Consider the following 14595-nt stretch of genomic DNA (forward strand, 5'->3'; position numbering starts at 1 on the left):
TGGCGCAGCAATGGCCCCGGCCGCCGTTACCTGATCGAGACCGACCCGCGCTTCGTCAACTACGACAACTTCATCAGCAGCGACTTGCTGCTGGACAAGCTGGGTGTTGACCCGGAGTGGACCCAGACCCGCCTGGGCGATGGCTTCTATGAGCAGCGCCTGGTGCTGGACCAGGTCACCCAGCTCACCGGCCGCCGCTATCTGGGCAATTACGCCGATGGCGTGGCGCAGTACCGCGCCTTGCTCGAATCCGGCGTGGCCGCCGCAGGTCAGCTGCAGCTGAGCATGGGCGTGGGCTTGACCGCCGCGCAGGCGGCCGCGCTGACGCAGGACATCGTCTGGATGGTGGAGCAGGACTACCAAGGCCAGAAGGTGCTAGTACCTGTCGTGTATCTGGCCTCCAACTCGCTGCAGCTGCGTGGCAATGGCGCCTTGATCGCCGGCGGCAACGTCGAGCTCAACGCCACCAACGCCATGAGCAACCAGGGCGTCATCGCAGGCGCCGATGTCAGCATCACCGCAGGCGACCTGCTCAACCAGGGGCGCATCAGCGGCACCGGCAGCGTGGCCCTGGAAGCGCGCAACGACCTGCTCAACCAGGGCCAGATCCAGGGCCGCGATGTGGCATTGGTGGCAGGCAACAACCTGGTCAGTGAAGCGACCAAGGCCATCAACGGCGTCGGCATCCTGTCCGGCATCAGCGCCAGCAACACCCTGCAACTATTCGCCGGCAACGACATGACGCTGACCGGCACCCGTGTGCAGGCCGATGGCAGCGCGGCGTTGATCGCAGGCAACAACCTCAGCCTCACGCCCAGCGCTTTGCGCAACGACAACGGCCTGCTGCGCGGCGGCGATGCGGTGTCGGTGACCACCGGGAAGGATCTGGTGATGTCTGCAGGCAACGACCTGCAACTGCATGGCGTGACCATCAACGCTGGCGGTGGCGCCGCACTGCAGGCAGGCAACAACCTCTCGTTGACCCCGACCACCGGCCTGGACGGCAAGGTCGCCACCCGCACCAACATCAGCACCGGCGACAGCCTGCAATTGACCGCCGGCAACGATCTGACCATCCGCCAGGCCGACGTCAAGGCCGGCGGCGATCTGATCGCCGCAGCCGGCAACAACCTCAATGTCGAATCGGTGCTCAACGAAACCGAAACCAACAGCTACAAGAGCCGCAACGGCAAGACCCGCGTCACCACCACCACGACAACCCAGAGCATCGACCAGCAGGCGCTCACTGCGGGCGGCAACCTGATTCTCAGCGCTGGCAACGACGTCAATCTGGTCGCGGCCAAGCTGGACGCCGGCAAGGGTCTGGGCATCAGCGCCGGCAACGACATCAATGCCAGCACACTGACCACGGTGGCTACCAGCAACACGCTGGAGACGCGCAAGCGCTTCAAGCAGACCACCGCGACCAGCGACGAAACCGTCCATGGCACCGAGTTCAGTGCTGGCGGCAACCTGGCGATGCAGGCCGGCAACGACATCACCCTCACCGCCGCATCGGCCGCTACCAAGGAAGGCGGCATCACCCTGGCTGCCGGCAACGACGTCAACCTGCTCGCCGCCAGCGAGCAGCACGACGCCGCGCAGGACATGACCAAGAAAAAGAAGGGTACGTTCTCCAGCAAGACCACAACCACGCATGATGAGTGGCAGGACACATTTGCAATCGGCACGGCGCTGAATGGCGAGTCCGTCAATATCTCTGCCGGTAACGATGTGGCAGTGGTCGGCTCAACCGTGCTTGCCAATGGCGATGTGCGTCTGGCGGCAGGCAACAACGTCACCATCGAATCGGCGCAGGACACCAGCAGCGAAGCGCACAGCTTCAGCCAGAAGCGATCCGGCCTGACCGGCGGCATTGGCGGCGGCGTTGCCGGCATTGGCTATAGCGAGGCGCGTAGCAACAGCGAGAACGCGACCGAGTCGGTTACCCAAGTCGCATCGTCGGTCGGTTCAACGGATGGCAATCTCGTCATCAGCGCAGGCAACCAGCTGACCATTGCCGCCTCGGACATCGGTGCCGGCAAGGACATGACGCTGGCGGCCAAGGACATCGCGCTGTTGGCACGCCAGGACACGGTCGATCACCAGGCCAGCCAGTCCAGCAAGTCGAGCGGCTTCTCGGTGGGCGTGACCTACGACCCAGGTGCGTCGTATCGCAGCGCACGCGATTCCACCACCAAGAACATGGTCGATACCGGCTCGACCATGAGCAAGATCAGCCGCGATGCCGAAGGCGCAGCGGCCGGCACCATGGCCGCCATCACCCCGGTGGTGATTCAGGCCAGCAGCCACCGCTCCAATGCGGCGCAGAACGAGAGCACCAGCGATGCGCGCGTCAGCCAATTGGTCGCCGGCGGCAACCTCACCCTGCTCGCCAGCGATGGCTCGATCACCAGCCAAGGCGCGCAGATGTCGGCAGAGGGCAATGCGCTGCTGCTCGCCAGCAAGGACATCGTGTTCGATGTCGCGCACAACACCCGGGCTAGCGGCAACGCCAGCACCGGCAAAGGCTGGGGCTTCAACAACGCGGCCGGCTTGCCGTACGGCAACTACAACCAACAAGGCACCGGCAACGGCCAGACCGACACCATCACCGGCACCCAGTTGTCGGTGGGCGGCAACGCCAGCCTCACCACCACGCAAGGCGACATCACGCTGACCGCGAGCAATGTCGCGGCGCAAGGCAATGTCAGCGTGCGTGCCGCAGGCGACCTGACCATCCAGAGCGGCCAGGACATCCTGGGCAATACCAATCAGTCCACCAGCAAGGGCATCGGTACGGTGGTCATCTCCGACACCGAGCGTTTTGCCGGCTACAACAAGAAGAACCACACCGACGACAGCGCACAGGTGGCGCAGGTAGCCAGCAACGTCGGCAGCCTGGGCGGCAATGTCAGCCTGACCGCAGGTGGCACGTACACGCAGTCGGCCAGCAATGTGGTCGCGACCAAGGACGTTGACATCACTGCTGCATCGATCCAGTTGCTGACCGCCAACACCAGCAGCTCCGCTTCGCAGCAGGACGACGACCTCAAGATTGGCGCGTTCGCGCGCATCAAATCCCCGCTGATCGACTTGATCAACAACGTGGACGATGCACGTAAGTCCGATGGGCGGTTGGGCGCGATGCAAGGCATGGCGGCAGCGGCCAATGCATATCAGACCGCGAAGGCGGTTCAGAGTGGCTCGCTGCTCAGTGTCGAAGCAGGCGTGGGCTTTGCCACAAACGAGAGCAGCTTCAATAGCAGCAGTCAGATTTCACAAGGCTCCACCATCACCGGCGGCGGCAATGTCAGCCTGAAAACCACTGAAGGCGACCTGCATATCGTGCAGGGCAACATCAAGGCGGGCGACACGCTGAGCCTAGATTCGGCACGCGATCTGGTGCTGGAGGCAGGCAACTCCAGCAACACCGAGCAGAGCAAGGGCAGTAATGCCGGGTTCGAGGTCGGCGTCGGCGCATCGGTCGGCGCGCAGACCGGCGTGTATGCCTACGTGCAAGCCAGTGCCGGTAGCCACAAGTCGAACGTGGACGGCAGCACTTGGCAGAACACACAACTGGCTGGCCAGAACATCGTGCTCAAGTCAGAGGGTAATACAGCCTTGCGCGGCGCGGTGGTCAAGGGCGACCGAATCGACGTGCAAGCCGGTGGCGACCTGACCATCGAATCGCTGCAAGACAAGCTGGATATCCAGTCCAAGGAAAGCAGTGTCGGTGGACGCGTACAGATCTCGGCGGGTACTGCGTGGGATGCCAGCGGGTACGCAAGCGGCGCCAAGGCCAATGGCAACCACCTCGGTGTCGTTGAGCAGTCGGGCCTGTTCGCGGGCAATGGCGGGTACCACGTTACCGGCGGCAACGTAAACCTGATCGGCGGTGCCATCGCCAGCACCAACGCCGGTGCGAGTGAGCTGACCGCCGACTCGCTGACGTTTACCGATCTGAAAAACCAAATGGACTACAGCGCCTCGTCGGGCAGCATCAGCGGTGGCTTTGGCAGTACCGGCAACCAAACTGATGCCAACGGCAACCCGATCGAGCGGACCGCTGGTGAGCAGTCCAGAGACATCGGCAACAACATCGCCAACGGCAACTATGGCAAGGCCAACACCGGCAGCTTCATGCCGGGCGTACCGATGAGTGAAAGCGGTAGCGACACCACCTACACCCGCGCCACACTGACCGAAGGCTACATCAAGATCGGGGGCAAGACCACCACGGCAGCAGCAACCGGCATCAACACCGATGCCAGTGCCGCGCATGAGGCCGTGGCGACGTTGCCGGATGTACGCAAGATCTTGGGCGAGCAGCAGGCGATGGCGGCGGCGATTGGGACGGTAGTGCAGACTGGCGTTAGTATTCGCAATGACATCAACGCGTCTATTGACGAAGCCCAAAGACAGAAGAAGGAAGCAAAAGCTGCCCTTGAGGATCCAGCATTAAGCGCGTCGTTGACTTCAGAGCAAAAGGTCCAGCTAGCGATGATGGCTGTTGAGGCAGATAAAGAAATTGAGCGCCTTCAAAAGGTAGGAGTACTTGTCAGCTCAATTACCGGAGGCCTTTCGGCAGCCTCGGGCAGCACAGGTCAAATCTTGGCCGGTACTTTGGCACCCGTTGCCTCGTATCAGATTGGTCAATATTTCAAAGAGAATGCCACGCGCAATACCGTGGATGGCGGCAATCGCGGTGAGGAAGGAAGTGCCAGTCACCTGCTTGCGCACTCAGTCCTGGGCGCAGCGATTGCTTCGGCTGGCGGAGGGAGTGAGCTGATCGGAGCGATAACGGCCGCCGGCGCGGAAGCTGCAGCTCCGGCCTTGGCGAAGTTCTTGTATGGCAGAGACAGCAAAGACCTCAATGCCGAAGAGAAATCGACGATTAGCGCAGTCGTAGGCCTGGGCGGAGCAGTTCTAGGCTCATTTGCAGGCGATTTGCGTGATGCTATGGCTGGCAGCTCGATAGCAAATAATGCAGTCGATAATAATTGGGGAGAGGTCGGGCATTATTCGACGATGGCTTCCATCATTTATTTAGCTGGATTCTCAGAAAGTGATGCAAAAGCTATTGCGCTGGCAGCGTGGTCGCCAGACACCGATAAGAGAAATGCTATCACCGGGGAGAACTTGGGGAACAGTAGTGATTCGAATGGTGCTCAGCAGCACTATCACCTTCTTGATGGCAATTCAAATCCAGAAGAGGTAAAGGCTGCTCAAGAGTACTGGGGTGGGCAAGTAGCAGGCGTGTTGAAAGTCCTCAAAAAATATGAGAACGACCCAGCTGTAAAGGTTGCTATATTGTCTGATCCAGAGGTGCAACGGGCTCTCCACGCATTTGGCGACTCCTACGCACATGTTCAGGCGGACGGAACCCATTACTCTCCCGGTGAAGGGCACGCTAAAGATACTTTAATTGGGCCTGATCCAGACAATGCCTATACAAATAAAGCAGCTTTTCAAGCGTACGCAATTGCTATCTACGGTGCTGCTACAAATGCAAGCGGCGTGAGTGGAGCTCGAAGAGATTCGGCTTATGTCGGTGATTTGGCAAGGCGAGTTTCCGCCGTAGAAGATGAAGCTATACAGAAGAAGATTCTAGATAATGCGGCCTCCGCAACCAATGGAAAATGGAGTACAGGGCTTGTCGATTCACCTGTCCTTGAGTGCCCTTTGTATAAATCCTGCATGAATCGCACGCCCGCCAATACTGCAAACCCAGCAATTTATAATATTTATGGGTTGGGAAATAATCCATTAAAAAATCTTCCTCCCGTGATAGATTGGAGCAAAATGCCACCTGCTGGCCGCTGATTTCGGATGGTAAATTTTAGAAAATAATCGAGAATATTATGATTAAAAATAATTTTGCCAGCAGTTTTTATTGGATTTCTTGGGTGATTTGTTTTATTTATTGGGTGGCTGTATCTATAAATAGATATACATCAAACGGACTTGGGTTGTATCAGTTGTGGTCGGGTGAGTACAAGAACTATTCGAATTTAATTTTTATTTTTTCACTTGCGGCTCTGCCAGCATTGTCTGTAATTCTGTTATTTAGATTAATGAAATTTAGATTTTTTATATTATTTGACGTGGCAATGGCAATTACTACATGGTTTTTTTTCTTATACAACGCCTCGTTTATCAGAGGATGAAGAAATTTATAGGGTTGTGCGGCCACTAATAGCGGTTAACAAAACTACTGCGCTGCCGCCAGGCGCGTGTCGACTCCCCGCAATGCAGTGCCGCCTAAAATTTAGAGGTCAGCGGTTGATGCTGAGCGCCTAACCCGGTGGATGTCGGTGGCCCAGGTAGTCTGGCTGGCCTTGCTGTCTGCGTTGTGGCGGCGCAAACCGATGTTGGATTGGCCAAGCTAAGACGGTTCATTCGCATAGTCGCGGCTTGCACAGATGTTCTGCCACGCTACTGAGCACTGACAAGAACTCATGGCAGTCATGACGCAAGGTATTTCAAGAAAGTCGCAATGGTTCGGTCTCGTCGGCTGGCTGGTGCTGTGCTATGCGGTCGCTGGGCTTGGTGGGATGGCATCGATACAGGCGGCCAGCTTCTACGCAGACCTTACGCGGCCGGCGTGGGCACCGCCGGGCTGGTTGTTCGGACCTGTGTGGACAGTGTTGTACGGAATGATGGCGGTGTCGGTGTGGCTGGTGTGGCGGCGCGGCAACTCGTCAGGGACGCGTTCTGCGCTTGGCCTGTTTGTGCTGCAGTTGACGCTCAATGGTTTATGGAGCTGGCTGTTCTTCGCGTGGCAGTTGGGAGCTTGGGCGTTTGCCGACATCCTGGCGCTGTGGCTGGTGTTGGCCGGAACGATCGCCGTGTTCGCCAAGCGGCAGGCACTGGCGGCGTGGTTGTTGGTGCCGTATCTGGCGTGGGTGAGCTTCGCGGCGGCGCTCAACTTTTCGGTCTGGCAACTCAATCATCAGGTGCTTGGCTGATCTTTCTGCCGCGCTTGCTGACTTGCACAATGCGTCGCGGCGATGGCGATCATCTACTGCTGATCCGAAGTGATCTGTTGCTTGGCGTAGTGGCACCGGCAGCGATGTGATGCACTCGCGCACAAGCGATCCCCAGCCGCATCGCATTAGCCAAGTCGCACGACTGCACCAATCCATGCTCGAAACCTGCGCAGCGCCACCCACTGAGGCAGCTTCAAAAGTTTCCGTAGCAATCAATTGCTTGCGACGGTGTTGCTTAAATCCCTGAACGGCAAGGTTTTCTGCTCCGTCTGCCAAGCGTGTGCGGCCGCCCTGTCATCCAACGCTTGACAGGCTTCGCCCAGGTGATGTCTTTTGCACACATGCCTAATGCTTTCGCCACCGCCTCGCTTACCTGTCAGCCGCAGCTGCGGCCGGGTGCGGGCGTGGCCGGCATTAGCACCACCATTACCACCGTCACCATTCGCCCGGTGCGGTCCGTCGTCTTCGCGTAACTTCCGAAAACAACGGCCCCGCACCCGGATCAGGATGCGGGGGCTTTCCTCCCTCATCTGATGCGGACGGGGCCTCCCCAACGAGGTCTGTCGATGTCATCGCCTGTTGTTTCGTTCGAACCCGCTGCTGTTGCCGCATCTTCCGCACGCACCGTCGTGCACAAATTCGGCGGCACCTCGGTGGCCGATGCCGAGCGCTACCGGCATGTGGCGCAGTTGTTGCTGGCACGCGAGGAGACCGTGCAGGTCACCGTGGTGTCGGCGATGAAGGGGGTGACCGATGCGCTGATCGAACTGGCCGAACTGGCGGCGCAAGATCGCCCCGAGTGGCGCGAACGCTGGCATGAAACGCGGGCACGCCATCGCGGTGCGGCGGTGGCCCTGCTGGGCGAGCATTCCGGGCCGACGGTGGAGTGGCTGGACGAGCGCTTCGAGCATCTGGCGCAGATCCTCGGCGCGCTGGCGGTGATAGGCGAGCTGCCGCGCGAGGTGCTCGACCGCGTGCAAGGCCTGGGCGAGGTGTATTCGGCGCAGTTGCTCGGCGATCATTTCCGCGCGCTTGGCGAGGATTGCGCGGTGCTGGATGCACGCGATGTGCTGGTGGTCAACCGCGGCGAACTCGGCGTTGATGTGGATTGGGAGGTCAGCGCGCAGCGGCTTGCGACCTGGCGCCAGGCACATCCGCAGACGCGCGTGGTGGTGACCGGGTTCGTGGCGCGCGACCGCGCCGACCGCATCACCACGTTGGGGCGAAACGGTAGCGATTATTCCGGCGCGATCTTCGCGGCCTTGTTCGATGCCGATGAGCTGCATATCTGGACCGATGTGGATGGCGTGCTGTCGGCGGACCCCCGCGTGGTGCCCGAAGCGGTACAGCTGGAAACGTTGAGCTACGACGAAGCCTGCGAACTGGCCTATTTCGGCGCCAAGGTGGTGCATCCGCAGACCATGTCGCCGGCGATCGAGCGCGGCTTGCCGATCATCATCCGCAATACCTTCCAGCCCGAACACCCGGGCACGCGCATCACCGCCAGCAGCGCGGTGAGCGGGCCGATCAAGGGGCTGACACTGAGCCCGGATCTGGCTGTGCTCAACCTGGAAGGCACCGGCCTGATCGGCGTGCCGGGCACCGCCGAGCGCGTGTTTGCGGCACTGCGCACGGCGCAGGTGTCGGTGGTGATGATCTCGCAGGGCTCGTCGGAGCATTCGATCTGTTGCGTGGTCAAGCAGCATGAATCCGAGCGCGCACGCAATGCCTTGCTGCAGGCCTTTGCGCATGAACTCACGGTCGGCCAGGTGCAGCGCGTGCAACTGACCACCGGCATCAGCGTGCTGGCGGCAGTGGGCGATGGCATGGCCGGGCAACCCGGCGTGGCGGCGCGGCTGTTCGAGTCGCTGGGGCGTGCGCAGGTCAATATCCTGGCGATCGCGCAGGGCTCGTCCGAGCGAAACATCTCGGTGGCCATCGATGCGGCGCATGCGACCAAGGCCTTGCGCGCGGCGCATGCCGGCTTCTGGCTGTCGCCGCAGACCTTCTCTGTGGGTGTGATCGGCCCGGGCAATGTGGGTGCGGCGTTGCTGGACCAGTTGCGCATTGCGCAACCGCAGTTGCTGGGCAAGGCCAACCTGGATCTGCGCCTGCGCGCGGTGGTCTCGCGCGGCCGCATGTTGCTCGACGAGCGCGGTCTGGTCGGCAACTGGCGCGATGCCTTCGCCTCCGCCGCCACCGCGACCGATCTGGAGCGTTTCACCACGCATCTGTTGTCCGCGCACCTGCCGCATACGGTGATCATCGATTGCAGCGGTAGCGCGGACGTGGCCGATCGCTATGCGGACTGGCTGGCTGCCGGCATCCACGTGGTGACGCCGAACAAGCAGGCCGGCTCCGGTCCGTTGCAGCGGTATCAGGCGATCCGTGCGGCGGCCGATGCCAGCGGCGCGCGCTTCCGTTACGAAGCGACCGTGGGCGCCGGCCTGCCGGTGATCACCACGCTGCGCGACCTGGTCGATACCGGCGATACGGTGACCTCGATCGAAGGCATCTTCTCCGGCACGCTGGCCTGGCTGTTCAACAAATACGACGGCAGCGTGCCGTTCGCCGAACTGGTGACGCAGGCACGCGGCATGGGCTATACCGAACCGGATCCACGCGACGATCTGTCCGGTGTGGACGTGGCGCGCAAGCTGGTGATCCTGGCGCGCGAAGCCGGGCGCGAGATCAGCCTGGAGGACGTGCAGGTCGAGAGCCTGGTGCCCGAAGCACTGCGTCAGGCCAGCGTGGACGATTTCATGGCGCGCCTGCATGAGGTGGATGCGACCTTCGCACAGCGCCTGGCCGATGCACGTGCACGCGGCAATGTGCTGCGCTATGTCGCGCAGCTGCCGCCGGATCGCGCGCCCAGCGTGGGCCTGGTCGAGCTGCCGGCCGATCACGCCTTCGCCAATCTGCGCCTGACCGACAACGTGGTGCAGTTCACCACGCGTCGCTACTGCGAGAATCCGTTGGTGGTGCAGGGGCCCGGTGCGGGCCCGGAAGTCACCGCGGCCGGCGTGTTTGCCGATCTGCTGCGGGTGGCGGCGGGCGAGGGGGCACGCTTGTGAACCAGGCGGTTGCAGACCAGGCCGCGCAGATGCAACAGGTGGCGATTGCTGCGCGCGAGCTGGGCCAGGCACGCGCCTTCGCACCGGCCTCGGTGGCGAATGTGGCTGTGGGATTCGATCTGCTCGGCTATCCCATCGACGGCGTCGGCGACACCGTCACGGTGCGGCGTATCGAGGCGCCGCTGGTGCGCATCGCCGCCATCCGAGGCACCACCGTGGCCTTGCCGCTGGATGCCGCGCGCAACACTGCGGGTGCGGCCTTGATGTCGTTGCGCGCGGCGCTGGCGCTGCCGTTCGGCTTCGAGATCGAGATCGACAAAGGCATTGCGCTGAGTTCGGGCATGGGCGGTTCGGCAGCGTCCTGCGTGGCGGCGTTGGTTGCCGCCAACGCGCTGCTGGATGCGCCGCTGAGTAACGAGCAGCTGTATCAGCACGCCCTCGATGGCGAGGCGGTGGCCAGCGGCAGCCGCCATGGCGACAACCTGGGGCCGCTGTTTCTAGGCGGCCTGGTGTTGTGCACGCTGGAGCGTCTGGTGCCGATCAACGTGCCGGCGGCGTGGCACAGCCTGCTGGTGCATCCGGACGCGGTGCTGGAAACGCGGCGCGCGCGAGAAGTCCTGGCCGGCGACTATCAACTGCGCGAGTTCGTCGCGCAGAGCACCAACCTGGCCCTGGTGCTGGCCGGTTGCCATGCCGGTGATGCCGATTTGGTGCGTGCGGGCCTGCGCGATGTGCTGATCGAACCACGCCGCGCGCCGTTGATCGCCGGCTTTGCCGCTGCCAAGCAGGCCGCGCTGGATCACGATGCCCTGGGTGCCAGCATTTCCGGCGCCGGCCCCAGCGTATTCGCCTGGTTTGCATCGCGCGCGGCCGCCGACGCTGCCGCCGCAGCGGTGAAGGCCGCCTTCGCAGGCGTTGGCCTGGATAGCCAGCACTGGGTATCCCCGATCGCCAGCCCAGCCGCGCGGTTGCTCGCATGAGCCGTCGCACGCCTGTCGTTGTCGATCGATCGCCCGCGCACGGCAGGCAGGCCGTGCAGCGCGCAAGGCACGCGTCAACCGACCACGACCTCGCTGATCTGCATCACCGGCGCAAGATCGGTGTAGTTGGGAATGTCGCCCAGGATTTCCTGTGCATGTGGCCCGAAGCTGGCGCCGAAGGCCTCCACCGACTCGCAGAAGATATGGCACATGCCGATGAAGGCCGGGGGGCTGCCCGGCTCGCCGCCGCTGATGCCCTTGTCCACCGTGTAGCGCAGGCAGGCCGCGCCCATCCGCGCGCTCACCAGCGGCATATGCGCGTCGCGGTAGTAGGCATGGTCGAAGCGGGCGCCTTCGCGGTACGGGTACATCACGCTGACCTTGATCATCTGCCGGCTCCACTGGAAGGTGCGCGCAGCATAGCGCCGCGCCGCTCCTGCCGGGCGCCCCTGCGGCGCAGCGCGGCCATGCCGCAGTGTCCGGTCTTTTCATTCACGGGCCACGCCCCGTCTTCGCCTTGTCTGGAGTCGTCATCATGAACTTCCTCTCCACCCGTGGCGGCGCACCCGCCGCAAGCCTGAGCCAGGCGATTGCCGCCGGCCTGGCACCCGATGGCGGCCTGTACGTGCCGCAGGCCCTGCCACCGGCACGCACGCTGACGGCAGGCGCCACGCTGGCCGACACCGCCGCCACGTTGCTGCAGCCATTCTTCGACGGCGATGCATTGGCGCCAGAGCTGCCGGCCATCTGTGCCGAGGCGTTCGACTTCCCGGCGCCGCTGGTGGCCCTGGGCACGCCCGGCGATTACGCGCTGGAGCTGTTCCATGGCCCGACCGCCGCGTTCAAGGATTTCGGTGCGCGCTTTCTTGCGGCCTGCCTGACTCGCCTGCGGCGTGCCGAAGGCCGGCCGCTCACCATCCTGGTCGCCACTTCCGGCGACACCGGCGCTGCGGTGGCGGCGGCCTTCCATCGGCAGCCGGGCCTGCGCGTGGTGGTGCTGTATCCGGATGGGCGCGTGTCGCCGCGCCAGGCGCATCAGCTGGGCTGCTTCGGCGACAACATCCAGGCCCTGCGCGTTGCCGGCACGTTCGACGATTGCCAGGCGATGGTCAAGCAGGCCCTGAACGATGCCGCGCTGCAGGCGCAGCTGCCGCTGAGTTCGGCCAACAGCATCAGCCTGGGCCGCTTGCTGCCGCAGATGAGCTACTACGCGCACGCCGCCCTGCAGCACCATGCCGGCGCGGGGGCGGCGCTGAACCTGGTGGTGCCCACCGGCAACCTGGGCAACGGGCTGGCGGCGATCCTGGCGCGCGCGCTCGGCGTGCCGCTGGGCCGTATCGCGCTGGCCTCCAATGCCAATCATGTAGTGCCGGATTATTTTGCCGGCGACGATTACGCGCCGCAGCCCAGCGTGGCGACGCTGGCCAATGCGATGGACGTGGGCGCGCCAAGCAACTTCGAACGGCTGCGCTGGCTCTATGACGGCGACGATGCCGCGTTGCGCGAGGCATTTCGTGCGCTTTCGGTGGACGATGCCGCGATCCGCCAGACCGTGCAGCAGCGCTTTGCCCGCTATGGCGAAGTGCATTGCCCGCATACCGCCACCGCCGTGCATGTGCTGGAGCAGCTGCGCGCGGAAGGGGCCGAAGGCGGCACCGGCGACTGGGCGGTGGCGGCCACAGCGCATCCGGCCAAGTTCGAGGGCGTGGTCGAGCCCCTGATCGGGCGCGAGGTGGGCGTGCCGCCGGCGCTGGCCGCGCTGCTGCAGCGTCCCGCGCGTGCCGAAACGCTGGCGCCGGACTATGCCGCGTTGCGGCAGCGCCTGCTTGCGGATGCGGCCTGACCGAACGTGTTCAGGGTGTTGGGGTTGGAAAGTGCCGTCCATGGGGCTATTTCTAGCGGGTGCGGCCCCAGCGTGGCGCCGCGTCCGATGTGGGTTGGTGCATGTCTTATCGAGTGATCGCCGTTGCCGCCGCGTTGTGCGGGTGGGCAGCGGCTGGAGCGGCCAGCGCGGCCGATGTCATGTCTGCCTCGCCGTTGCCGGCGCTGGGCGCACCGCGTATCGGTCTGGTCGATGCATTGGCGCGGCAGGCGCCATCGCTGGATCGCCAGGTGCTGGCGCTGGCGGCCGAAGCTTTGCAATGCGCGCGGCAGCGCCAGCAGGTGGGCACCGAGCGCGTGCTGAGCGTCATCGACTACAGCCGGCCGTCGACCGAGCGCAGGCTATGGGTGTTCGATCTGGAGCGGCAGCGGCTGCTGTTCCAGGAATGGGTGGCGCACGGGCGCAATACCGGCAACAACCTGGCGGCCAAGTTCTCCAATGACGACGGCAGTTTCCAGTCCAGCCTGGGCGCATTCACCGCGCAGGAGTCGTATACCGGCCACAACGGCTATTCGTTGCGGCTCAAGGGCCTGGAGCCCGGGTTCAACGACCATGCGCGCGACCGCGCGATCGTGATCCATGGTGCGCCCTATGTCAGCGAGGCGGTGATCCGCACGCAGGGCCGGCTCGGCCGCAGCCTGGGCTGCCCGGCGGTGCGTCCGGCGGTGGCCAGGCAATTGATTGATACCTTGCGTGAAGGCGCCTTCGTGTTCGCCTACTACCCGGACCGGGCCTGGCTGCGGCAATCGCGGCTGCTGGGCGGCGGATGTGGTGCGTCGGTGGCAAGTGCGAATGCGGGCGGGCGCTGAGGCGTTCCGGCTTGCCAGCTATTAAGTCTCAGACGGTATCGCCGGCGAGGCTGCGCAGCGCCGCGTAATCCAGGATCTGCACCAGATGCAGCTGCGGCAGCGCGATCAACTGCTGTTGCCTGAGTTTGGTGAAGGTGCGGCTGACCGTTTCCACGGTCAGCCCGAGATGGTCGGCGATATCGCTACGGCTCATCGGCAGCGCGACGGTGTCGCCGCTGGCGCCGGGCTGGGTGGAGCGGGCCGCCAGGCGCAGCAGGAAGTGCGCCAGCCGTTCGCTGGGTTGCAGGCGCGCCAGCAGCAGGCCGGTGTCCTGTGCGGCGGCCAGTTCCATGCTGGCGCGCTGCAGCAGCTTGCGTTCCAGCTGCGGATAGCGCTCGCGCAACTGGCGCATCTGTGCCATCGGGGTGCGGCAGACCCGGCTGTCGATGATGGCTTCGATGTCGTGGCGGTGCTGCGGCGTTTCGGTCAGGCCGACATAGTCGCCCGGCAGCACGAAGCCGGTGACCTGGCGGCGGCCGTCGGCCAGCGTGCGCACCATGCGCAGCGCGCCGGAAGTCAGCGTATAGACGTGCTGGCGGATGTCGCCGGCGCGCACCAGGGTGCTGCCGGGCGCATAGGACTGGGCGCTGGTGGCCTGGTCGAGCGCGTCCATTTCCTGCGGCGACAGCGCCGCGCAGATGGCCCGGCCGCGGACCGCACACAGCGCGCAGTCGGAACCGCGCGCATCGCTGCGCCCGGCCGCGCTGGGCGCCGGGCAGGTCGTGCTGGGGTCTGAAAGCTGCCGGTACATGAGTCACGCACTGCTGGAACGCAGGTGAATGATACGCCATGCGGTCAGCGCGGCCGCCCAGCCGGTAG

The 14595-nt window shown here is 63.7% G+C and carries 8 protein-coding genes and 1 pseudogene; 7 read left to right on the forward strand and 2 right to left on the reverse strand.

Going from position 1 to position 14595, the window contains the following annotated elements; genetic code table 11:
* Positions 1-162 precede the first annotated feature (162 nt).
* The 5 genes and pseudogenes from H7A86_RS09535 to H7A86_RS09550 all read left to right on the forward strand — a co-directional run.
* Positions 163-4008 (forward strand): annotated as a pseudogene (locus H7A86_RS09535) (hemagglutinin repeat-containing protein); the annotation flags it as partial.
* Positions 4009-4506: 498 nt separating this feature from the next.
* Positions 4507-5826, forward strand: a complete 1320-nt coding sequence (locus tag H7A86_RS21255) for a VENN motif pre-toxin domain-containing protein (RefSeq protein WP_425509753.1) — start codon at positions 4507-4509, stop codon at positions 5824-5826.
* Between the two features lie 644 nt (positions 5827-6470).
* The gene (locus H7A86_RS09540) at positions 6471-6971 is read left to right on the forward strand and encodes a TspO/MBR family protein (RefSeq protein ID WP_119132072.1); all 501 of its coding nucleotides are present in this window, start codon (positions 6471-6473) and stop codon (positions 6969-6971) included.
* A 587-nt stretch (positions 6972-7558) separates the two neighbouring features.
* Entirely contained in the window at positions 7559-10066 is a 2508-nt protein-coding gene (gene thrA, locus H7A86_RS09545) for a bifunctional aspartate kinase/homoserine dehydrogenase I (RefSeq protein ID WP_119132071.1), read from the forward strand.
* Between the two features lie 29 nt (positions 10067-10095).
* A complete protein-coding gene (locus H7A86_RS09550) occupies positions 10096-11046 on the forward strand; it encodes a homoserine kinase (RefSeq protein WP_119132110.1) in 951 nt (316 codons plus the stop codon).
* Positions 11047-11120: 74 nt separating this feature from the next.
* Here H7A86_RS09550 and H7A86_RS09555 read toward each other — a convergent pair whose 3' ends face one another.
* Entirely contained in the window at positions 11121-11435 is a 315-nt protein-coding gene (locus H7A86_RS09555; protein ID WP_119132070.1) for an EthD family reductase, read from the reverse strand.
* A 143-nt stretch (positions 11436-11578) separates the two neighbouring features.
* Between H7A86_RS09555 and thrC the strand changes: the two genes are divergently transcribed.
* Positions 11579-12889 (forward strand): threonine synthase, encoded by a 1311-nt coding sequence (gene thrC, locus H7A86_RS09560; RefSeq protein WP_180708141.1) that lies wholly within the window; start codon positions 11579-11581, stop codon positions 12887-12889.
* Positions 12890-12990: 101 nt separating this feature from the next.
* Complete coding sequence (locus H7A86_RS09565) at positions 12991-13737, forward strand: murein L,D-transpeptidase catalytic domain family protein (RefSeq protein ID WP_119132068.1); 747 nt, start codon at positions 12991-12993, stop codon at positions 13735-13737.
* Between the two features lie 28 nt (positions 13738-13765).
* Here H7A86_RS09565 and H7A86_RS09570 read toward each other — a convergent pair whose 3' ends face one another.
* Positions 13766-14389: a Crp/Fnr family transcriptional regulator gene (locus H7A86_RS09570; RefSeq protein ID WP_080591401.1), complete on the reverse strand. Its 624-nt coding sequence runs from the start codon at positions 14387-14389 to the stop codon at positions 13766-13768.
* Positions 14390-14595 lie beyond the last annotated feature (206 nt).

Origin of the sequence: Xanthomonas euroxanthea, from assembly GCF_903989455.1 — a bacterium.
Lineage (GTDB): Bacteria > Pseudomonadota > Gammaproteobacteria > Xanthomonadales > Xanthomonadaceae > Xanthomonas > Xanthomonas euroxanthea.